This is a genomic window from Providencia sp. 2024EL-00732, assembly GCF_044006275.1.
In the GTDB taxonomy this organism is placed as follows: Bacteria; Pseudomonadota; Gammaproteobacteria; order Enterobacterales; family Enterobacteriaceae; genus Providencia; species Providencia huashanensis.
On record NZ_JBIPDG010000021.1, the window covers coordinates 12,222 to 34,074 of the forward strand.

16 protein-coding genes are annotated in these 21,853 nt (G+C 40.8%); 10 read left to right on the plus strand and 6 right to left on the minus strand.

Annotated features, from left to right (window positions below; translation table 11 throughout):
- Positions 1-277 precede the first annotated feature (277 nt).
- The 4 genes from metB to ppc all read left to right on the plus strand — a co-directional run bounded on the left by metB (position 278) and on the right by ppc (position 6,934).
- Positions 278-1,438, plus strand: a complete 1,161-nt coding sequence (gene metB, locus ACHB7C_RS20140; RefSeq protein WP_042846667.1) for a cystathionine gamma-synthase — start codon at positions 278-280, stop codon at positions 1,436-1,438.
- Positions 1,439-1,450: 12 nt separating this feature from the next.
- Positions 1,451-3,892 (plus strand): bifunctional aspartate kinase/homoserine dehydrogenase II, encoded by a 2,442-nt coding sequence (locus ACHB7C_RS20145; RefSeq protein ID WP_042846666.1) that lies wholly within the window; start codon positions 1,451-1,453, stop codon positions 3,890-3,892.
- A 290-nt stretch (positions 3,893-4,182) separates the two neighbouring features.
- Positions 4,183-4,326, plus strand: a complete 144-nt coding sequence (locus ACHB7C_RS20150; RefSeq protein WP_155405705.1) for a hypothetical protein — start codon at positions 4,183-4,185, stop codon at positions 4,324-4,326.
- Positions 4,295-6,934, plus strand: a complete 2,640-nt coding sequence (gene ppc, locus ACHB7C_RS20155; RefSeq protein WP_395348401.1) for a phosphoenolpyruvate carboxylase — start codon at positions 4,295-4,297, stop codon at positions 6,932-6,934. Before ACHB7C_RS20150 ends, ppc begins: the two co-directional genes overlap by 32 nt.
- Positions 6,935-7,004: 70 nt before the next feature.
- Here ppc and gadC read toward each other — a convergent pair whose 3' ends face one another.
- Positions 7,005-8,555: a glutamate:gamma-aminobutyrate antiporter gene (gene gadC, locus ACHB7C_RS20160; RefSeq protein ID WP_048605761.1), complete on the minus strand. Its 1,551-nt coding sequence runs from the start codon at positions 8,553-8,555 to the stop codon at positions 7,005-7,007.
- Between the two features lie 111 nt (positions 8,556-8,666).
- Positions 8,667-10,067, minus strand: a complete 1,401-nt coding sequence (locus tag ACHB7C_RS20165; protein ID WP_042846663.1) for a glutamate decarboxylase — start codon at positions 10,065-10,067, stop codon at positions 8,667-8,669.
- 618 nt (positions 10,068-10,685) lie between these two features.
- Here ACHB7C_RS20165 and ACHB7C_RS20170 point away from each other — a divergent pair.
- Complete coding sequence (locus ACHB7C_RS20170; RefSeq protein WP_042846662.1) at positions 10,686-11,750, plus strand: linear amide C-N hydrolase; 1,065 nt, start codon at positions 10,686-10,688, stop codon at positions 11,748-11,750.
- A 63-nt stretch (positions 11,751-11,813) separates the two neighbouring features.
- Here ACHB7C_RS20170 and metF read toward each other — a convergent pair whose 3' ends face one another.
- Together metF and argE are read right to left on the minus strand one after the other, a co-directional pair.
- Complete coding sequence (gene metF / locus ACHB7C_RS20175; RefSeq protein WP_042846661.1) at positions 11,814-12,698, minus strand: methylenetetrahydrofolate reductase; 885 nt, start codon at positions 12,696-12,698, stop codon at positions 11,814-11,816.
- Between the two features lie 238 nt (positions 12,699-12,936).
- A complete protein-coding gene (gene argE / locus ACHB7C_RS20180; protein WP_395348405.1) occupies positions 12,937-14,100 on the minus strand; it encodes an acetylornithine deacetylase in 1,164 nt (387 codons plus the stop codon).
- 102 nt (positions 14,101-14,202) lie between these two features.
- Between argE and argC the strand changes: the two genes are divergently transcribed.
- The 4 genes from argC to argH all read left to right on the plus strand — a co-directional run bounded on the left by argC (position 14,203) and on the right by argH (position 18,802).
- Complete coding sequence (gene argC / locus ACHB7C_RS20185; RefSeq protein ID WP_048605764.1) at positions 14,203-15,207, plus strand: N-acetyl-gamma-glutamyl-phosphate reductase; 1,005 nt, start codon at positions 14,203-14,205, stop codon at positions 15,205-15,207.
- A 14-nt stretch (positions 15,208-15,221) separates the two neighbouring features.
- Positions 15,222-15,998, plus strand: a complete 777-nt coding sequence (gene argB, locus ACHB7C_RS20190) for an acetylglutamate kinase (protein WP_048605766.1) — start codon at positions 15,222-15,224, stop codon at positions 15,996-15,998.
- Positions 15,999-16,042: 44 nt separating this feature from the next.
- Positions 16,043-17,263, plus strand: coding sequence for an argininosuccinate synthase (locus tag ACHB7C_RS20195; protein ID WP_042846657.1), 1,221 nt, complete (start codon positions 16,043-16,045; stop codon positions 17,261-17,263).
- 162 nt (positions 17,264-17,425) lie between these two features.
- Positions 17,426-18,802, plus strand: a complete 1,377-nt coding sequence (gene argH / locus ACHB7C_RS20200; protein WP_042846656.1) for an argininosuccinate lyase — start codon at positions 17,426-17,428, stop codon at positions 18,800-18,802.
- Between the two features lie 64 nt (positions 18,803-18,866).
- On the opposite strand, the gene ACHB7C_RS20205 is transcribed toward argH, so the two are convergent.
- Both ACHB7C_RS20205 and ACHB7C_RS20210 read right to left on the minus strand, forming a co-directional pair.
- On the minus strand, positions 18,867-19,214 hold the full coding sequence (locus ACHB7C_RS20205; protein ID WP_166685517.1) for a hypothetical protein: 348 nt from the start codon (positions 19,212-19,214) through the stop codon (positions 18,867-18,869).
- Between the two features lie 79 nt (positions 19,215-19,293).
- The gene (locus tag ACHB7C_RS20210) at positions 19,294-19,626 is read right to left on the minus strand and encodes a pilus assembly protein (protein WP_166685518.1); all 333 of its coding nucleotides are present in this window, start codon (positions 19,624-19,626) and stop codon (positions 19,294-19,296) included.
- A gap of 1,263 nt (positions 19,627-20,889) precedes the next feature.
- Between ACHB7C_RS20210 and oxyR the strand changes: the two genes are divergently transcribed.
- Complete coding sequence (gene oxyR / locus ACHB7C_RS20215; protein ID WP_042846654.1) at positions 20,890-21,795, plus strand: DNA-binding transcriptional regulator OxyR; 906 nt, start codon at positions 20,890-20,892, stop codon at positions 21,793-21,795.
- Positions 21,796-21,853 lie beyond the last annotated feature (58 nt).

Genomic DNA, 21,853 nt, shown 5'->3' on the forward strand with positions numbered 1-21,853 from the left:
TATGCATATTCTTTTTAAGAGAAACTTATTCTAAGCTTCAAATAGGGCGTGTCTGCATATAAGTAAGAAGAAACTTGTCCTAGTTTACCACAATTTTTCCTGTGAAATTAACCAGCTAAGTCTATTTGTGCTATTGATTATCAATGAGCACATAATCATTAAGGCTGATTATTCCATTACTTGATATAAACGTAAAGAGGTTTAGACGTCTAGATATGTTGACGTCTAAACATCTCATGGGTATGATTTGAGCAATCACAAATCAGGAGAAGCGTTTATGGCCTACAAACCGTCAACTATCGCAATTCATAATGGATTAAATGAAGATCAACAATTTGGTTGCGTTGTGCCTCCCATTTATTTGTCCAGTACCTATAATTTTACTGACTTTAATCAGCCGCGAGTTCATGATTATTCACGTCGAGGAAACCCAGGGCGGGATATAGTACAAAAAACATTAGCACAGCTCGAAGGGGGAAGTGGGGCTGTAATGACGAATAGCGGTATGTCTGCGCTTCATCTGTTATGTACGGTATTTTTACAACCGGGTGATTTACTTGTAGCTCCCCACGATTGTTATGGGGGAAGTTACCGGTTATTTAATAGCCAAAGCCAGCGTGGGGCTTATCAAGTACAGTTTGTCGACCAAAGTGACGAAAGTGCATTGCAAAAGGCATTAGATAAAAAGCCTAAATTGGTGTTAATCGAAACACCGAGCAACCCACTATTAAGAATTTTTGATATACAGCATATTGCTCATTTGGCTCATGAAGCAGGGGCATTAGTCGTTGTTGACAATACATTTCTAAGCCCGATTTTACAGCAACCGCTTTCATTAGGGGCGGATTTTGTTGTCCACTCATGCACTAAATATCTTAATGGCCACTCAGATATTGTGGCTGGAGTTGTTATTGCCAAAGATGAAAAATGGGCAATAGAATTAGCGTGGTGGGCAAATAATATTGGTGTTACTGGAGGGGCTTTTGATAGCTATTTACTATTGCGAGGGATTCGAACCTTATCGCCACGTATCTTACAACAGCAGAGGAATACACAAGAAATCGTAAAGTATCTTAAATCACAGACTTTAGTGAAAAAATTGTATTATCCTGAATTGGAAGATCATCCAGGGCATCAAATTGCACTTAAGCAGCAAAAAGGTTTTGGGGCAATGTTAAGTTTTGAATTTGCTGGTGATGAATTACAACTACGTCGTTTTCTGAGCGCCTTGTCTTTATTTACATTGGCAGAATCATTAGGTGGTGTAGAAACCCTGATTTCTCATACGGCAACAATGACCCACGCGGGGATGTCCGCTGAAGCTCGAGCACAAGCCGGTATTACGGATAGCTTGCTGAGAATTTCGGTCGGGATTGAAGACCCTCAGGATTTAATTACAGATTTAGAGCAAGCATTTCAGGTTGCGGCACAACGTTAGCGGAGTTTTTTGATGAGTGTACTAACAGCGGTTGAGGTGGCACCTTGCCACCGCCAGTTACATAAGTTTGGAGGTAGTAGTTTAGCGGACGCAAAGTGTTATCAACGAGTCGCGGCTATTATGGCTAACTATAGCCAACCCGGTGATTTAATGGTGGTTTCCGCTGCGGGTAGTACAACCAATCAACTAATCAATTGGTTGAAATTAAGTCAGATTGACCGTATTTCGGCTCATCAAGCTCAGCAAATATTACGCCGCTATCAACTGGATTTAATTGAATCTCTTTTGCCAGAACCAAAAGCAAAAGAATTAAGCCAATTATTCATTCAGGATTTAGAACGACTCAGTGTTTTACTGGATAAGCCGAATAGTGATGTCACTTACGCAGAAGTCGTCGGTCATGGTGAAATTTGGTCTGCGCGCCTTATGTCTGAAGTGTTATCTCAAGCTGATATGGCAAGTTCTTGGTTAGACGCGCGTTTATTTTTACGTGCTGAACGCGCTGCACAGCCTCAGGTAGATGAAATACAATCACGGTATTTATTACAACAACAATTAACTCAATTACCTAATCGACGTATTGTTGTTACTGGCTTTATCTCCCGTAACCAGCAAGGCGAAACCGTATTACTCGGGCGCAATGGTAGCGACTATTCAGCCACACAGGTTGGTGCGCTCGCCGATGTTGATAAAGTCACCATTTGGAGTGATGTTGCAGGGGTGTACAGTGCAGACCCTCGTAAGGTTAAAGATGCGTGTTTATTGCCTTTATTACGTCTTGATGAAGCTAGCGAATTGGCGCGTTTAGCGGCGCCAGTTTTACATACTCGTACCTTGCAGCCCGTTTCTGTCAGTAACATTGATTTGCAATTAAGGTGTAGTTACCAACCAGAGCAAGGCTCAACCAAGATAGAGCGTGTATTAGCATCAGGAGCTGGGGCTAAAATTGTCACAAGTCACGATGATGTTTGCTTAATTGAACTACGTATTGCTGCAGGGCGGGATTTCAAACAAATCTGTAAGGATGTGGACTTACTATTAAAACGGGTCCAATTACGTCCATTAGCTCTTGGTATTCACCATGACCGTGCATTACTTCAATTATGTTATACCTCAGAACTTGTTGAAAGTGCGTTGAATGTCTTAGAGGAAGCCGGGTTACCGGGGTCATTATCACTGCGTGAAGGTTTTTCTTTGGTTGCTTTAGTGGGGGCGGGTGTTGGCAAAAAACCTCTGCATAGCCACCGTTTTTATGAGGAGTTGAAGGGGCAGCCTGTTGAATTTATTTGGCATTCTGAAGATGCGATTAGCTTGGTTGCCGTATTGCGTACAAACCAAACTGAACATTTAATCCAAGGTATGCACCAAAGCTTGTTCCGTGCGGAAAAACGTATAGGGTTAGTACTCTTTGGTAAAGGGAATATTGGCGCGCGTTGGTTGGAACTTTTTGCAGCGGAGCAACCTAATATTTCTGCTCGTAGTGACTTTGACTTCGTGTTGGCTGGTGTGGTGGATAGCCGCCGTAGTTTATTAAATTATCAGGGGATCGACCCTAGTCGCGCTTTGGCATTTTTTGATGACGAGGCGGTGGAACATGAAGATGACAACTTGTTTTTATGGATGCGTTCTCACCCTTATGATGATTTAGTTGTCTTAGATGTTACCGCCAGTGAAACTTTGGCTGATAGCTATGTTGATTTTGCCAGCTATGGTTTTCATGTTATTAGTGCTAACAAAATTGCAGGGGCCGCACAAACAGCTCAGTATCGCCAAATTCGAGATGCATTTTCAAAAACAGGTCGTCACTGGCTTTATAATGCGACAGTTGGAGCTGGGTTGCCGATTAACTATACGGTGCGAGATTTAAAAGAAAGTGGTGATGCCATCCTGACGATTAGCGGTATTTTTTCAGGGACATTATCATGGCTATTTTTGCAATTCGATGGCTCGGTTCCGTTCAGTGAGTTAGTTGAGCAAGCGTGGCAACAAGGTTTAACAGAACCTGATCCACGTATTGACCTTTCTGGGCAAGATGTGATGCGCAAGTTAATTATTTTAGCCCGTGAAGCTGGTTACGATATAGAACCTAATGACGTACGTGTTGAGTCTTTAGTCCCTAAACAAGCTCAAACCGGCTCATTAGATGAGTTTTTTGAAAATAGTGCTGTGATCAATGAACAGATGCAACAGCGCTTAGAAGCGGCACAGGAAATGGGGTTAGTACTTCGTTATGTTGCGCGGTTTGATGCAGTAAAAGGTAAAGCTAAAGTGGGTGTTGAGGCAGTACAACCGAATCACCCATTGGCTTCATTATTACCGGGTGACAATGTATTTGCGATAGAAAGTCGCTGGTATCGAGATAACCCATTAGTAATAAGAGGTCCAGGGGCAGGGCGAGATGTGACTGCTGGGGCTATTCAATCTGATTTAAACCGCCTTTCTCAATTGTTGTAATCATTGTTTAAATGTATTGGTGCTTTAAATGTAAATTTGGCACCAATACATCATGAAAATTTTTAATCTACAGCCTTCTTTTCTGTCTTTTTATTCTGATGATTTAATTCTTAAGCATTATTCATGTCTTAAAAGTGCTGAATCGACGATATATTGCGCTGAAACAATACTTAAATAAGAAAAATTAATAAAAATGAATCTGTAATTAAATTTCAGAAAAATCCCCCAAAGTCATTTTTTTCTGATATGAATATACATTGAAGGGTAAATTTAGCGGTCTGCATCACAAAATGATAATTCTAACGCAGCCGACTGAAATTTTGTTACAGGAAACAGGTAGCAGTCTGTTAACCGTGAGTCATGCGGGATGCATTCTGCCAGAAGCACAAGGTCAGGAGTCTCATGAATCAGCAATATTCCGCAATGCGCAGTAATGTCAGTATGCTAGGTAAGTTACTCGGCGATACCATCAAGGAAGCTTTAGGCGAAGACATACTCGATAAAGTAGAGTCCATTCGTAAGCTTTCTAAATCTTCCCGTGCAGGTAATGAAATTCAGCGCCAAAAACTGCTGATGACATTACAAAACCTCTCTAATGATGAGTTGCTACCCGTCGCAAGGGCATTTAACCAATTCTTAAACCTAACAAACGTCGCTGAGCAATACCACAGTATTTCACCTCATGGTGAAGCGGCAAGTAACCCCGTCGCATTGAAAAATCTGTTTGGCCGCTTAAAAGAAAAAAGCTTTACTGATACAGACATTCAAAAAGCAGTTGAACAGCTTTCTATCGAATTAGTTTTAACCGCTCACCCCACTGAGATCGCACGTCGGACGTTGATCCACAAACTGGTTGAAGTAAACACCTGTTTATCTCAGCTTGATCATGATGATATTGCGGACTATGAGCGCAATAATATTATGCGGCGCCTGCGCCAATTAGTCGCTCAATCATGGCATACCGATGAAATTCGTAAAATTCGTCCAACGCCAATTGATGAAGCGAAGTGGGGTTTCGCAGTGGTCGAAAATTCACTGTGGGAAGGGGTTCCTGCATTTTTACGTGAATTTAACGAACAACTCGAAGACTCGATTGGCACTGTTTTACCTGTCGAAGCCAATCCAATCCGTTTCACGTCATGGATGGGCGGTGACCGTGACGGTAACCCAAATGTGACGGCGGATGTTACTCGTCAAGTTTTACTGCTAAGTCGCTGGAAAGCAGCAGATTTATTCCTAAAAGACATTCAGGTTTTAGTTTCTGAACTGTCCATGACGGAGGCAACCCCAGAGTTACGTGCATTAGCTGGAGGCGATGATGTGGATGAACCGTATCGCCAAATTGCTAAAAATTTGCGTAGCCAATTATTCTCAACATTAGAATATTTAGAGCGCCGTGTAAAAGGTGAGCAAGCCTTGCCTCCCGCCGATTTATTGACAGATAATGCCCAGTTATGGGACCCGTTATATGCCTGTTATCAATCGTTAATTGCCTGCAATATGAAAATTATTGCCAATGGGCAACTGCTGGATACCTTACGTCGTATTCGTAGTTTTGGCTTACAGTTGGTACGTATTGATGTCCGCCAAGAAAGTACTCGCCATACAGAGGCTATTGCAGAACTCACACAATATTTAGGGCTGGGGGATTACTCACAGTGGTCGGAAGAGGAAAAACAGCAATTTTTACTGTCCGAGCTGCAATCACGCCGCCCATTAATTCCACAAGATTGGCAGCCTAGCCCAGAAACACAAGAGGTATTTGAAACCTGCCGTGTTATTGCGAATGCGAAGAATGATTCGATTGCGGCTTATGTAATTTCAATGGCTAAAGTACCTTCAGATGTCTTAGCGGTTAAATTATTGCTTAATGAAACTGGCGCTTCAGTTCGTTTACCTGTCGCACCATTATTTGAGACCTTAGAAGACTTAAATAATGCTGAAAGCGTAATGCAAAAACTGCTCAGTATTGAATGGTACCGCGAGCTGATCGATGACCGCCAAATGGTGATGATTGGGTATTCAGATTCAGCTAAAGATGCAGGGGTAATGGCAGCATCGTGGGCACAATACAGGGCACAAGATGCGTTAATTAAACTGTGTGAAAAAGAAGGTGTGACACTGACCCTGTTCCACGGACGTGGTGGCACTATCGGTCGTGGGGGGGCTCCGGCTCATTCTGCATTGCTGTCTCAGCCTCCGGGGAGTTTAAAAGGTGGCTTGCGTGTTACAGAACAAGGGGAAATGATCCGCTTTAAATTCGGGTTACCACAAGTCACTATCAGTAGTTTAGCAATGTATACAAGCGCAATCCTAGAAGCTAATCTCTTACCGCCACCAGAACCGAAAAACGAGTGGAAATCGGTGATGGATTCATTATCGGATGTTTCTTGTGCAATGTACCGTGACTATGTACGTGAACAGCCTGATTTTGTTCCGTACTTTCGTGCTGCTACGCCTGAATTAGAACTAGGCAAGTTGCCACTAGGGTCAAGGCCAGCGAAACGTCGACCTACTGGTGGTGTTGAAACATTACGTGCTATTCCTTGGATTTTTGCATGGACACAAAACCGCTTGATGCTTCCTGCTTGGTTGGGTGCGGGCGCAGCACTGAAACATGTCATTGAACAAGAAGGCAAACAAAACATTCTTGATGAAATGTGGCAGCAATGGCCATTCTTTAATACACGTATAGCTATGTTAGAGATGGTTTATGCGAAAGCAGACCTATGGCTGGCGGAGTACTATGATCATCGTTTAGTGGAAGAACGTTTATGGCCGTTGGGGCAAAAACTACGTGATCAGCTGTCGGAGGATATAAAAAGTGTGCTAGCGGTTTCGAAAGACGAAGCGTTAATGGCGGACTTACCGTGGATTGCTGAATCTATTGCACTACGTAATGTCTACACTGACCCGTTAAACGTTTTACAAGCCGAACTATTACACCGGTCTCGCCAACAAGAACACCCAGACCCACGCGTAGAACAAGCGCTGATGGTCACTATTGCAGGGGTTGCTGCTGGGATGCGTAATACGGGCTAGGGGTATTACAGCCGTATTTAAGAAAAAAGCTGCCAATTCATTCGGCAGCTTTTTTTATCTTTATTTCATCTTACTTAGGGGAGTTACTATCTTGCTTATCATCATGCACTAGATGATAGGTAGAACGCGCTCTAGGGTGAATAAAGAAGTGGTTAACTGGTGCATTATGCGTTTTGATATGTACCATCGCCACATTGGTTTTCTTACCTTGCTTGCTATGGAATGCATAAATTACAAATGGCAGTAAGAAGATAATTATAAAGCTGACGGCAAGTAGCGTGACGTAAGTATTATCACTTGCTCCGCCGGGTAATGAGCTTGGTGGGAAGAATGAAACAATAAACGCTAAGATAGAAATAATAAACCCAGCGGAGGCAACAAGTAATTTAACACCTTTGCCACCAGGGATATTAAACGCTCGTTTCTTCTCAGGTTGCTTGCAGACTAAATGCATATAACCAAGGAATAACATAAAGTAGCTACAGAGATAAATAACGACCGTCAGTGCCAATGCAATAAGGAATGACATATTCCCGCCGCCGCCAGTATTGGTGAGGACGATAATCGCGACAGTTGTAATTAATAATTGAGAGACAACCAGTGTGACTGGGACGCCATTTTTATTCACTTTGGCGAAACTTTGCGGCAAAATTCCTTTCTGTGCCGCAACGTACATTCCTCGCGAAGGCCCTACAATCCATGAGGCTATTTCCGCTAAGACACCAAGCAATAATAAAGCTGCAATAATTCGCACTGCCCATTCAAGGGAAGAATTAAAGTGTGTAACAAGTACGTTGAATGTCTGAACTACACCGGCAGACAGGTTAATTTCACTATTTGGGATAGCAACAGCAACAGATAACCCGCCAATAGAGCTTAAACAAATGGCTGCTATCATCAGTAAAAACATGGCTGCTGGGTAGTCTCTACCTGGGTTTTTCATTTCGTTAACGTGGGTTGCGGAAGCCTCAACTCCCATATAACTCAAAATAAACGCAACAAAAACGACCAATGTCCCTATTTGGGTAAAATCAGGAATAAAGGTTTTTTCACTGATTTCAATGGCTAAAGGGGCACCGCTGGATAAATAACTAATGGCTAAAAACACTAAAATGAGTGCAGGAAGTAAAATACCTAAAAAGAAACCTACTTTAGCGATGGTCGCAGTATATTTGGTCCCGCCAAATTGAGTGAAAGCTAGCACCCATAAAATGACTAATGCCCCGATAGTTTTGGTTACAGGGTCCGTATTCAATTCTGGCCAATTTAGAATATAAGATAAGGCCCCTAGCACGAAGTACAGCATTGGGATAAAGCCAATAGCAATCTGTAGGTAACCAAATGAAATTGCAGCAAATCCCCAGCGCTCACCTAGTGTATTAGAAACCCATGCGAACACACCGCCTTCTTCCCAACCTTCCACTGTCGCCATTTCTGCGGCACATAATGCGACAGGAATGAACCATAACAATCCGCCTAACAATAGGAAAAAAACTAAACTAAAACCAGATGTTGCAAACGTTGGGTATTCATATACAGCCATTACCATTGAGGCTGTAATGGCAAAAAAACCCAGTAATGTGAGCTGTTTTGCGGCTGGAGCTGTCGTTGTTGTCGCCATACGAGTTCTCCTAAAGTCTATAAACAATCAGTCTTACAGGACTGATCCCAATAGAAGCCAAAGAACATGACATTCTTTGGCTAATAAATAATAGAGCTAATGACTAGCTAATTAACTGTGGTTAAAACCGCCGCCTTCATCTTCTGTTAGCGGTTTATTGACTGGATGTTTTTCGAAATAATCTAGCGTGCGTTTAAAATCTTCAATTAACAATGCGGCTAAGTCTAAACTTACTCCGTGACGAACTAAGATACGTTGAACAACGAGGTCTTCACGGTTTGCTGGCATTGAATATGCAGGGACTTGCCATCCACGACTACGTAGTTTATCTGCTATGTCATAGAGGGAATAATTGCTGGTGGTCTCGCCTTTTTTCAACTTCCAAGCCAGCGCTGGGATACCTTTTTGGCTATCACCATCGAAAATCATTTCAAATGGACCTAACTTTTCGATTTCGCGGGCTAGGAATTGCGCAGTTGCGTAGCAAGAATTATGAATTTTTGCATAGCCTTCACGACCGAGCCTCAGGAAGTTATAGTACTGAGCGATAATTTGGCCACCTGGGCGAGAGAAGTTAAGCGCGAAGGTTGGCATATTGCCACCTAAATAGTTTACATTGAAAATTAATTCTTCAGGTAAGTCTTGCGCTTCACGCCAGACTACCCAGCCTGCGCCTAATGGAGCTAAACCAAATTTATGTCCGGAAGAGTTAATCGATTTTACGCGAGGTAAACGGAAATCCCATTCTAAATCTGGCGCACAAAATGGTGCTAGGAACCCACCGCTTGCACCATCGACATGGATAGGAATATCTAAGCCCGTTTCTTTTTGTAACTTATCTAATGCATCATGAACTGCTTTAACAGGTTCATATTGGCAAGTAAATGTCACGCCTAACGTTGGTACTACACCAATCGTATTTTCATCTACACGTTTAAGCACTTCCTCAGGGTTCATAATCAGGCGGTCGCCTTCAAGTGGGATCTCCCTGAGTTCAACATCAAAGTAGCGGGCAAATTTATGCCAACATACTTGAACAGGGCCACAGATCATGTTTGGTTTGTCTGTTGGCTTTCCTGCTGCTGCACGTTTTTTACGCCATTGCCACTTTAAGGCTAACCCTCCAAGCATTGCTGCTTCAGAAGAACCGATGGTCGAGCAGCCGAGGGTATTTTCTGCATCTGGCGAATGCCAAAGATCCGCTAGCATATGTACACAACGGTTTTCAATTTCGGCAGTTTGTGGATATTCATCTTTATCGATCATATTTTTATCGATAGATAAGTCCATTAAGTCACGAATTTCATCATCTACCCAAGTTTGGCAGAATGTTGCTAAATTTTGACGTGAATTACCATCTAACATTAATTCATCTCGCACTGCACTAAATACATTGCGAGGTTCTTGTTCTTTTGATGGAAATTTAGTTTTTGGTAATGATTTTGATAACTCTAATGACGCATAAACGTCATCCATCCCATTATATTTTGGATTCAATGAACGATTACTCATATTTTAATTTCCTCAATAACCAAGTGGTAATTATGTGATATTTAATATTGAGAGCAATATTAAATATACGCGCTCTTCTTTAAATATCCAAAGATTTAAACTAAAAAAAATTAATTGAATAGCCATTATCTTAATTAGAATGAAATTAAGGTTATAACTATGGCGGATGGGGGGAAGTAATATATTTAATATTGGTTAGGTGTCTTTTTAAGTCATGTTTACTCTGAGATTTTAGCTGCTTAACTCATCATGAGTGAAAATTTTGGGGTTAACTTCTGTAAATTTATTCTTTATGAGTTAGTTTGTCGTTATCTGATGATGCTAATTAGTGTTGGGTTTTTATAACATATTAAATGGATTACATATTTCATAATTGTGATGATTATTAACGAATAATTCAAATTTAGTTTTCATTAAATTTAAATTTAATGTGATGCTCTAAAAAAGATTTAACGCTAAATTCCCCCTTTCTGTTTTATTTTTATATTCATTTTGTTGGATATAAACGCCAGAATGTATTATACCTTAAATAAGTCAGGTTAATTTATTAAATATCATGGGTTTTATTCATCGTAATTATGGTAATAGGCAAATATATTATTTGATAAGGCTGCTAACATGTTAGAAAAAAACACAAATCCTCGCGCGTTTGCTTGTACATCTCTGGCAATCACAGATAAAAATAATTACGTTTATCACGGTAGAACATTAGAGTTCTCTTCAGATGAACCTGAGTCAATTTTAACTTATTACCCGAAGAACCATATTTTTCAGCGTAAAGCCCCTGATGGCTCTTTAGGACTAAAGTATAAAGTGAAGTATCCTTTTATCGCAATTACTGCACCAGTGAGTATTTTAGGGGAAAGGGATGTTCTTGAGGGCGTTAACTCCGGAGGGTTAGCTTTTAGTTTAAATATGATCACAGATTCTGAATTAGCCCCCCTTAACCCCAAAAAATATACTAAAGCAGTACCGATTGCATCAATTGGTGAGTGGGCATTATCTCAATACGCCACAGTCGCTGAGTTGAAAAAAGCGATCCCTAAAACGGCATTTTGGTCACAAAAATTATTACTGCTGCGTAATATGCCAAGCCCTTTTCATTATGCTTTTTATGACAGAACGGGGGCGTGTATCGTGGTTGAAGTATCAAAGGGGGTTTTGCACGTTTATGACAACCCAACTCGCTGTATGACGAATGGCCCTGAATTTCCTTGGCATCTCACTAACCTTAATAACTATACCCAACTCTCAAATGTTGATGTGTCATCAAGCACGTTAGGTAATATGAAACTCTCCCAGCCTGATAGTGGTATCGCTCTTGCTGCAGTGCCAAATGCTGACACCTCTGTTGGGCGGTTTGTTCGGGCAGTTTATTATTCAACTTACTATCATAAAGTATCAGACCCCAATGTTCAGCTTGTAGAATTAGGGCACGTCATGAATAAATTTGACCGGCCTAAAAATGCCTCTGTTGATCCATTATTAGGGGAAGATGATATCTTCAAGCTTTACCTAACCGAGTTTTCAGTTTGGACAGTATTGACTGATTTGCAGCGGGGGATACTCTTATTTAGAGGGTATAACAATTTAAATTATCAAAAATTTACGATAGAACAATTTGAGAATGAGCAACAACCCGTATTCATTCACGTTAATGTTCCTAACCCAGCCTTGGTTTAGTCTATTTATAGGGTGAGGGGCAACTCGCCCCTTTAATGAACTTATGTGCTGTAAACTCGCCCTTTAAGGCCTAACTCCTAACGTATGACAGATTGCATAAGTAAGTTCAGAGCGGTTAAGGGTATAAAAATGGAAATCTTTCACGCCTTCTCTGCTCAAAATTTTGACCATATCCATGGCGATTGACGCACCAACAAGGTTACGGCTTTCAGGGTCGTTGTCTAACCCTTCATACATTTTGCTCATCCATGCGGGAATGCGTACATTGGTTAATTTGGCAAAACGCTCTAACTGACGGAAATTAGAAACGGGTAAAATACCTGGGACGATTTCAACGTCGATACCTGTTGCAACGCAGCGATCGCGAAAACGGAGGTAGCTTTCAACATCAAAGAAAAATTGGGTGATTGCACGGCTAGCACCTGCATCAATTTTCTTTTTAAGGCTAATTAAATCTGCTTGGGCACTTTTCGCTTCAGGGTGAACCTCTGGATAAGCAGCGACTGAAATATCAAAGTCGGCTTCACCTTTTAATAGTTCAACCAAATCAGTTGCATACATATCGGGTTTATTGCTGTTATCGGGTAGGTCGCCACGTAGAGCTACGATATGGCGTATACCATTATTCCAGTAGTCACGTGCAATGCCTTTTAATTCATCACGGCTCGCATCGATACAGGTTAAATGAGGGGCTGCAATTAAACCTGTTTTATCTTTGATATCTTTAATAATGCTATGGGTTCGATCGCGTTCACCTGAGTTGGCACCATAGGTCACTGATACAAATTTAGGTTTTAAGGTTTTGAGTCTATCGATAGATTTCCAAAGTGTTTGCTCCATCTCTTCACTGCGAGGTGGGAAAAACTCAAATGAAACATTAATTTGGCCATCTAATTCAGCTAAGTTTTGATTTAGCGCTTCGCGCTGGTTTGCGTGAAAAAAACTCATACCCTGTAACCTCGCAATTTGCAGACTCATTATTATCTTTGTGAGTTATGATCTTTATAAATAATCACATCCATGTACGCGTCTATACGTTTAGACGGCTAAATAGAGATTACCGGATATTGGTCGATAGTCAACCCTTAAATTAAATATAGACGCTGAGGTTTTTTCAAAGGTAACAGGAAAAAAATTCATGATAAAAACGCATGGCGCTAAATATAGCCATGCGTTTTTAAGGCAATCATTGATTTTGTTTAGTAAAACAGAAGTGTTCTATCATTTGGCTAATTAGCTGACGAGTCGGTTCTATAAAACGCATATCAATAAACTCATCAGGTTGGTGTGCTTGCTCAATCGAACCTGGGCCAAGTACTAAGGTCGGGCACAGTTCTTGAATGAATGGCGCTTCAGTACAGTAATTTACGGTATCTGCTTTTTGCCCTAGTAACTGTTCAATCACAGCAACCATTTTGTGATTTGTTGGGCATTCATAGCCAGGAATTGGTGGATGCATTGATTCTATTGCTATACGGCCTGGCCATTTGGTGCTTACAGGCTCAAGGGCATGATTTAACATTTCATCCAGATCTTGCAATGTCAGCCCTGGTAGTGGGCGAATATCCATATGCAACTCACAACAGCCGCAGATACGGTTTGCCGCGTCCCCTCCATGAATGTGCCCAAAGTTCATAGTTGGGTATGGAATAACAAAAGCAGGGTTATTAAAACGCTCTTTCAATGTATTTCTGAGCGTCATCAAATGAGAAATCGATTCATGCATTAATTCAATCGCATTAACACCACGCTCTGGGTCACTGGAATGCCCTGATTGCCCAGTAATGCGAATGGCATTCGATATATGCCCTTTATGTGCTCGTATAGGTTGTAAAGACGTAGGTTCACCAATAATAGCAAAATCAGGGCGTAGTGCTGTGTTAGCCGCAAAATAACGTGCACCTGCCATTGACGTTTCTTCATCAGCAGTTGCTAAGATATGCAGTGGGCGTTGGAGTTTTGTTAAATCCATATCTCTTAACGCATCAACAATAAAGGCGAAAAAACCTTTCATATCTGCGGTACCAAGCCCATATAACTTACCATCGTGCTCAGTCAGCTCGAATGGGTTTTTACTCCAACGGCCCTCATCGAATGGTACTGTGTCGGTATGGCCACATAACATTAGCCCACCGTTACCCTCACCGATAGAAGCGAGTAAGTTGTATTTATCACGTGTTTCCGGCACAGGTTGGATGTTAACCGAAAAACCGAGAGTTTCTAACCAACCACCTAAAAGTTCCACAAGGGCTTTATTGCTTTGATCCAAATGAGAATCAGTCGCACTAATCGATGGAGTGGCAATTAATTGACGATAAATCTCAATAAATGCAGGTAATTTAATATTCACTGTTGACAGCCTTTATCCATAATAGTATCAATATTCATGCACTTTATTTGAATAAAAATACACATTAAACTGTTTGGGTCACGAGTACAAGGTAGAAAGCATATGTTGAACACACTCATTATCGGGGCCAGTGGCTATACTGGAGCAGAATTAGCCGCTTATTTGCAGCGTCACCCTGAAATAAATCTTCAGGGATTAATGGTTTCTGCGCAAAGCGCAGATGCAAATAAACGTTTTTCTGATTTGCATCCTCAGTATAAGGGTATTATTGACCTTCCGGTACAGCCATTAACTGATGTTGCAGAGGCTGCGAAAGGTATTGATGTTGTTTTTCTCGCTACTGCACATGAAGTGAGCCATGACATCGCGCCTCAATTTCTTGAGGCGGGTTGTGTGGTGTTTGACTTATCCGGTGCTTATCGCGTTCAAGACCCTGCGTTTTATACGCAGTACTATGGCTTTGAACATACAAATACCGAATGGTTAATGCAAGCGGTTTACGGTTTAGCTGAATGGCAGGCGGATAAAATTCGACAAGCTCAGTTAATTGCTGTTCCGGGGTGTTATCCGACGGTGTCTCAGTTAGCGCTGAAGCCATTAATTGATGCGCAATTACTGGATGACGCAATGTGGCCAGTAATTAATGCAACTAGCGGTGTTTCAGGTGCGGGCCGTAAGGCATCGATGACCAACAGTTTTTGTGAAGTTAGCTTACAGCCATATGGCATCTTTACGCATCGTCATCAGCCAGAAATTGCGACTCATTTAGGTCGGGATGTCATTTTCACTCCTCATCTGGGCAATTTTTCACGAGGAATATTGGCGACTATCACCTGCAAAGTAAAAGCCGGTGTGACCGCAGAGCAGGTCGGTAAAACTTTTAAAGAGGCATATCAAGGCAAACCGTTAGTCCGTTTGTATGAAAAAGGTGTTCCAGCATTGAAATCAGTTGTTGGTACGCCATTTTGTGATATCGGCTATGTATTGAAAGGGGAACACCTGATTTTAGTCGGTACAGAAGATAACCTGCTTAAAGGTGCTGCTGCACAAGCCGTTCAGTGCATGAATATTCGTTTTGGTTTTAATGAAACTCAGTCATTATTTTAATAAGGATCAAACCCATGCAACCCTTAGTGATTAAATTGGGCGGAGTGTTACTTGATAGCACCGAGGCACTTGAAAAGTTGTTTACGGCAATCCAAAGCTATCGCCAGCGACATCAACGTGAGCTAGTGATTGTTCATGGTGGTGGGTGCTTAGTAGATGAACTAATGCAAAAACTACAATTACCTGTCGTGAAAAAACAAGGGTTGCGTGTCACGCCTGCAGACCAAATCGATATTATTACGGGTGCCTTAGCGGGAACAGCTAATAAAACCTTGCTAGCGTGGGCGATAAAATATCAGTTACCTGCGGTAGGTTTGTCGCTGGGTGACGGTCAAAGTGCCATAGTGACTCAATTAAATGAAGAGCTAGGGCATGTTGGAAACGCAAAGCCAGGTAACTCTAATTTATTGAAATTACTTTTGAATTCAGGTTATTTACCAATTGTTAGCTCGATAGGGGTCACCCCAGAGGGTGAATTGATGAATGTGAATGCTGACCAAGCAGCCACCGCTATCGCGCAAGCATTAAATGCAGATCTGGTTTTACTGTCTGATGTGAGCGGTATTTTGGATGGTAAAGGCCAGAAAATTGATGAAATGACGACACAAAAAGCCCAAAAATTAATTGAGCAAGGCATCATCACTGATGGAATGATTGTTAAGGTGAATGCTGCACTTGATGCCGCAACGGCCTTACAGCGCTCGGTTGATATCGCAAGTTGGCGTCATGCAGAACAACTTCCTGAGCTGTTTAATGGGACAGCTATCGGAACTCGGATCTTGGCATCATAAATGAGCCATGGAAATAAATATTAATTGAGCGGAATAGGTACGTTATGAAAAAGGGCATTAAAAAAATCGTATTAGCATACTCAGGTGGTCTCGATACATCGGCAATTATTCCATGGTTGAAAGAAAACTATGATGACTGCGAAGTGGTTGCTTTCGTTGCTGACGTAGGGCAAGACAGAGAAGACTTAGTCGGTGTTGAGAAAAAGGCTCTGCAATCAGGCGCATCTGAGTGTTACGTTGTTGATCTGCGCGAAGAATTCGTTAAGGAATATATTTACCCAGTTCTTAAAACAGGTGCGTTATACGAAGGTAGTTATTTATTAGGTACCTCAATGGCTCGTCCTATTATTGCAAAAGCCCAAGTGGAAATTGCCTTAAAAGTAGGGGCTGATGCGGTTGCCCATGGCGCAACAGGTAAAGGGAATGACCAAGTACGCTTCGAAAGCACTTATACTGCGCTTGCGCCGCAATTACAGGTGGTTGCTCCATGGCGTGAGTGGGATCTTCGCTCACGTGAGGCGCTGCTCGATTATTTAAAAGAGCGCAATATCCCAACGACTGCTAGCCTTGAAAAAATTTATAGCCGTGATGAAAATGCGTGGCATATCTCTACAGAAGGTGGTGTATTAGAAAGCACATGGAATGCAGCAAACCAAGACTGCTGGGTATGGACAGTTGACCCACAAGATGCGCCAGATGAAGCTGAACTGGTGACCGTGGGCGTGAAACACGGCGAGGTAGTTTCAGTTAATGGTAAAACATTATCTGCACTAGGTTGCCTAGAAACACTGAATACGCTAGGGGCAAAACACGGTGTTGGGCGTATCGATATCGTTGAAAACCGTTTAGTCGGCATGAAATCTCGCGGTTGCTATGAAACCCCAGGGGGCACCATTATGATGGCGGCTCTGCGTGGCGTTGAGCAATTAGTTCTGGACCGCGATAGCTACAAATGGCGTGAGCAATTAGGCTTAGAAATGTCTTATGTGGTTTATGATGGGCGTTGGTTTGCGCCATTACGCCATTCGCTACAAGCTGCGGCAGAATCATTAGCACAAGATGTCACCGGTGAAGTTGTTCTGAAATTATATAAAGGGCAAGTCACGGCAATTCAGAAGAAAGCGGACAAGAGCCTATATTCTGAAGAATTCGCCACATTTGGTGAAGATGAGGTATATGACCATAGCCACGCAGGCGGGTTTATCCGTCTTTATTCTCTGTCTTCACGTATCCGTGCGTTGAAAGAACAGAATAAAGCTAAGTAACCTATACTCGTCATACTTCAAGTTGCAGTGGCGTTGATTGTACACATTGACTTGTCGCTTAGCTGCACCTCGAATTATTGGGAATATAACAGGCTAGATCCCCGGCAGCGTTTAGTGTTGTCGGGAGCAAAACTTATTTTATCAATCAGGTAGGGATTAGTTATGGCACTATGGGGTGGGCGTTTTAGCCAGCAAGCGGATCAACGGTTTAAACAGTTTAATGATTCACTGCGTTTTGATTATCGCTTGGCGCAACAAGATATTATTGGCTCAGTCGCATGGTCAAAATCATTAGTCACCGTTGGTGTACTGACTGAGAGCGAACAACAATCTTTAGAACAAGCGCTAAATGCATTGTTAAAAGAAGTGCAAGATAACCCTGAAATTATACTGCAAAGTGATGCAGAAGATATTCACAGCTGGGTTGAAGGTAAACTGATTGATAAAGTTGGTGATTTAGGTAAAAAATTACACACAGGTCGTAGTCGTAATGACCAAGTGGCGACAGATTTAAAATTATGGTGTAAAGACCAAGTCGCATTATTATTAGAAGCGGTCACTGAGCTACAAAAAGCATTAGTCATCACAGCCGAAAATAACCAAGACGCAGTGATGCCAGGCTATACTCATTTACAACGCGCTCAGCCCGTGACATTTGCCCACTGGTGTTTAGCTTATAGTGAAATGTTAGCGCGTGATGAAAGCCGCTTAAAAGACACACTAAAGCGTCTAGACGTTAGCCCATTAGGGTGTGGTGCATTGGCGGGGACAGCGTATGATATTGACCGAGAGCAACTTGCCTCTTGGCTTGGTTTCGCATCTGCGACACGCAATAGTTTAGACACCGTTTCAGACAGAGATCACGTACTCGAATTATTATCCGATGCCAGCATTGGCATGGTGCATTTATCGCGTTTTGCTGAAGATTTGATTTTCTTCAATAGTGGTGAGGCAGGCTTCGTTGAGTTATCTGACAAAGTAACCTCTGGCTCTTCATTAATGCCACAAAAGAAAAACCCAGATGCACTGGAATTGATCCGCGGTAAATGTGGGCGAGTTCAAGGTGCATTAACGGGTATGATGATGACGTTAAAAGGGTTACCGCTTGCTTATAACAAAGACATGCAAGAGGATAAAGAAGGCTTATTTGATGCATTAGACACATGGTTAGATTGTATGCATATGGCAGCGTTAGTCCTTGATGGTATTCAAATTCGTCGCCCACGTTGTGAAGATGCAGCAAAACAAGGCTATGCAAATGCGACTGAGCTGGCGGATTATTTAGTAGCGAAAGGCGTTCCATTCCGTGAAGCGCACCATATTGTGGGTGAAGCGGTTGTTACTGCTATTGCTCAAGGTAAAGCATTGGAAGAAATGGCATTAAGTGATCTGCAAAAATTCAGTGATACTATTCAATTGGATGTGTATGAAATTTTATCGCTGCAATCATGCTTAGATAAGCGGTTAGCAAAAGGTGGGGTATCTCAGAAGCAGGTGGCGAGTGCGATTGTGGAGGCAAAAACAAGGTTGGGGCTTTAATCGGTCATTGTCATCAGAAAATGGGGGGTAGCATGACTACCCCAATTCCCATAACACAGTTCTATTAAATATATTTAACGGTTAGCATGCCTAGTTGTTTCTCCTCGTTAACCCAATTGTATGAATATTCATTTCTGCCATCATTAATAACCTTCCAGCCACTTTTTTGAGTAATATTATTTAGCTCAATACTCTCGGTGGTTGATTCTGTATTATTATTCATACAATGTAATTTAACCTGTGTTTCAGTGATATCATTTGTACAATTCGGATGGACAATTGCGCCATAGAAATTAATGGTGCCAGAATCTTGATTCTGAGCGGCATAAGCACTAAATATACTAGAAGCTGTCACTAATAATAAAGCTGTTATTGAACAATGAAATGTTTTTTTCGCCATTGAATTTTTCATAATAGAATCCTATAACTGAATTTGTTTAAAATCAGTTGGTTATATTGTTTTGGTTATTTAATAAAAAGTCGTTTAATGATTATGCATGTTGTACTGATAGTAGTGCATGGCCTTTATCTTCATTAGTCCATTTAAATTGATAAATGCTACGGTTATTATCTAATTTTTTCCACTCTGTGGATTTTTGCTCTTTAGAAAAATCAATTTTGCTAGTTTCCATTTTATTTTTTTCATTATTAAAACAATTTAAGTTTGTTTTATTATTATTGATATCATAAGTACATGGTGAAGCAACAATAGCAGCTTTAAAATTAATTGTTGTTTGATTTTCTTTAGCTTGTACATTTGTAGTGAATAATGAAGTAGCGACTAAAGTTAATGCTAATACTGAAGAGATACTTTTAATAGTCATGATGTTAATTCCTAATTTAAAGTCTATATAATTTGGTTGATTCAATTTGTTCATGTCTTGCTATGGGAAGAATTATAAAACGAAAAACGCGCCAAAGGTGTAAATTTGAAAATTCAAATGTGTGGAAATATAATAGAAATAGGGGTTGTATAGAATCTATCCTGTTTAATGTCCTATAGCAGATTTTTTATTATCATCTATTAATTTGTCTTTTTTGGTGTTTAATGTTCTGAGTTTGTGGTTTTGGTTCTCTTTTTGATGGTTTAATCTGCTGTGATTTTTTAATAGTGACAGCGAGTAGAGCTCTATTTATATATAAAGTAGTCAGGTTACATTGAGATTTTGAATTAACTTTCAAACAGAAACTTACAAAGATTAATAATAAATGAAAACAAATATAACAAAATGTTTCTAAAAAAAGGCTAGCCAAGCCCATTTTTAAACTTTTGGAGAGTAAAGCTCCCTTGTTTTTCGAGCTATTTCGCTTAAAACTACATTGTGATTAATATAAATGTTTCAATATTACATCCAATTATATTGGAACTCCCCAAATTGATGTTTGACGTCTTTATTTTTGCTTGCTTGCCCTATTAGTTGTTGCTCATGTTAAGGTGCAACTCTTTTTTTGTATTTACAAAAAGAGAAGGCTAAATGGGTTGCCTCTTTACTACATCACATTGCTGATCTCTATTACGCCTTTTGTTGTTATTTGTTTTCAGCCGCCTCACTTGCTTACTTGGCCGTTTCAGCTCTCTTCAATACTCAGGTTTGTTATCATTAGTATGCTGTATAGGGTATCGACAGTGTGGCGACATTCTTTAATCATTTAATAGGGTATTTTTTAACTTGTGAGGGGATAAAGTGTGGTAATAGTAGCATCCATAGTATTTTAGCTCCTCGTGTCATTATCACGGATGAAAGCTTTCTAGAAGCGACTAGACTAGATATAAACTATTATTTGGGGGAGGTTTGTTTATGTACTCATATAAAATTGAAGAAAGGTTTACTTTAATTTGATGTCATAAATACAATTTATAATTGTTTGATTCCTATTTTTGTTTTGTGAAAAATGGGGGAACAAAATTGATTCATTTTGTTTCTAGGCGTTACTATTTATTTCACTAAATGGGTTATTTATGCAGAAATGGGATGAAATACGGTGTTTTTTTAATATATCAATAGATATAACAAACTAATATCGATATAGTGATTGGTATTATCTATCTTTGGTTTGGCAAAGAATTCACGAAAGGAAATAGAAATATGAATATTCGAGATTTGGAGTACCTTGTTGCACTAGCTGAACATAAACACTTTAGACGTGCCGCGGATTCTTGTCATGTTAGCCAACCAACATTGAGTGGACAAATTCGTAAGCTAGAAGAAGAGCTTGGTGTTATGCTACTAGAAAGAACTAGTCGTAAAGTTCTTTTTACTCAACAAGGTTTATTACTCGTTGAACAGGCTCGAACTATTTTGCGAGAAATAAAAGTACTGCAAGAAATGGCCGCGTTGCAAGGCGAGAGTATGTCTGGCCCATTGCATATCGGTTTGATACCTACAGTGGCACCGTACTTATTACCACATATCATTCCTCAATTGCACCAAGCACACCCTAAATTAGAAATTTATTTACATGAAGCACAAACTCAGCAATTACTGGCTCAGTTAGATAGTGGTAAATTAGACTGTGCAATTTTAGCGGAAGTGAAAGAAACAGATCCTTTTATTGTTGTCCCTTTATTTGAAGAACCCATGAAATTAGCTATCTATGAAAGCCATCCATGGCATGGGCGTGACACCATTGAAATGGGTGAATTATCAGGTGAAAAGCTATTAATGCTAGAAGATGGCCATTGTTTGCGTGACCAAGCTATGGGCTTTTGTTTCCAAGCGGGCGCTAAAGAGGATACGCATTTTAGGGCGACTAGTTTAGAAACGTTACGCAACATGGTCGCCGCAGGAAGTGGGATTACACTATTACCTGATTTAGCGGTACCAAATGAAGTTTGCCGTGATGGCGTTTGCTATTTGAATTGCATTGAGCCAGAACCGAAACGTACGATTGTTTTAGTTTATCGTCCGGGGTCTCCATTAAGAGGTCGCTATGAGCAATTAGCAGAAACCATTTATAACTCGATGGATCACTATTATAAGAATCGAGTTTAGGAATAAAGCTCGCTAATTGTTTACATCTCAAAAAGATATGATGGTTGCCAGAAAAACA

Excerpts from the sequence above, each read along its gene's own strand:
- ppc (WP_395348401.1), top strand. The coding sequence starts at position 4,295 with ATGAATCAGCAATATTCCGCAATGCGCAGTAATGTCAGTATGCTAGGT.
- gadC (WP_048605761.1), bottom strand. The coding sequence starts at position 8,555 with ATGGCGACAACAACGACAGCTCCAGCCGCAAAACAGCTCACATTACTG.
- ACHB7C_RS20165 (WP_042846663.1), bottom strand. The coding sequence starts at position 10,067 with ATGAGTAATCGTTCATTGAATCCAAAATATAATGGGATGGATGACGTT.
- argB (WP_048605766.1), top strand. The coding sequence starts at position 15,222 with ATGCAACCCTTAGTGATTAAATTGGGCGGAGTGTTACTTGATAGCACC.
- ACHB7C_RS20145 (WP_042846666.1), top strand. The coding sequence starts at position 1,451 with ATGAGTGTACTAACAGCGGTTGAGGTGGCACCTTGCCACCGCCAGTTA.
- ACHB7C_RS20205 (WP_166685517.1), bottom strand. The coding sequence starts at position 19,214 with ATGAAAAATTCAATGGCGAAAAAAACATTTCATTGTTCAATAACAGCT.
- ACHB7C_RS20170 (WP_042846662.1), top strand. The coding sequence starts at position 10,686 with ATGTTAGAAAAAAACACAAATCCTCGCGCGTTTGCTTGTACATCTCTG.
- metB (WP_042846667.1), top strand. The coding sequence starts at position 278 with ATGGCCTACAAACCGTCAACTATCGCAATTCATAATGGATTAAATGAA.
- argH (WP_042846656.1), top strand. The coding sequence starts at position 17,426 with ATGGCACTATGGGGTGGGCGTTTTAGCCAGCAAGCGGATCAACGGTTT.
- metF (WP_042846661.1), bottom strand. The coding sequence starts at position 12,698 with ATGAGTTTTTTTCACGCAAACCAGCGCGAAGCGCTAAATCAAAACTTA.
- ACHB7C_RS20210 (WP_166685518.1), bottom strand. The coding sequence starts at position 19,626 with ATGACTATTAAAAGTATCTCTTCAGTATTAGCATTAACTTTAGTCGCT.
- argC (WP_048605764.1), top strand. The coding sequence starts at position 14,203 with ATGTTGAACACACTCATTATCGGGGCCAGTGGCTATACTGGAGCAGAA.
- ACHB7C_RS20195 (WP_042846657.1), top strand. The coding sequence starts at position 16,043 with ATGAAAAAGGGCATTAAAAAAATCGTATTAGCATACTCAGGTGGTCTC.
- ACHB7C_RS20150 (WP_155405705.1), top strand. The coding sequence starts at position 4,183 with ATGATAATTCTAACGCAGCCGACTGAAATTTTGTTACAGGAAACAGGT.
- oxyR (WP_042846654.1), top strand. The coding sequence starts at position 20,890 with ATGAATATTCGAGATTTGGAGTACCTTGTTGCACTAGCTGAACATAAA.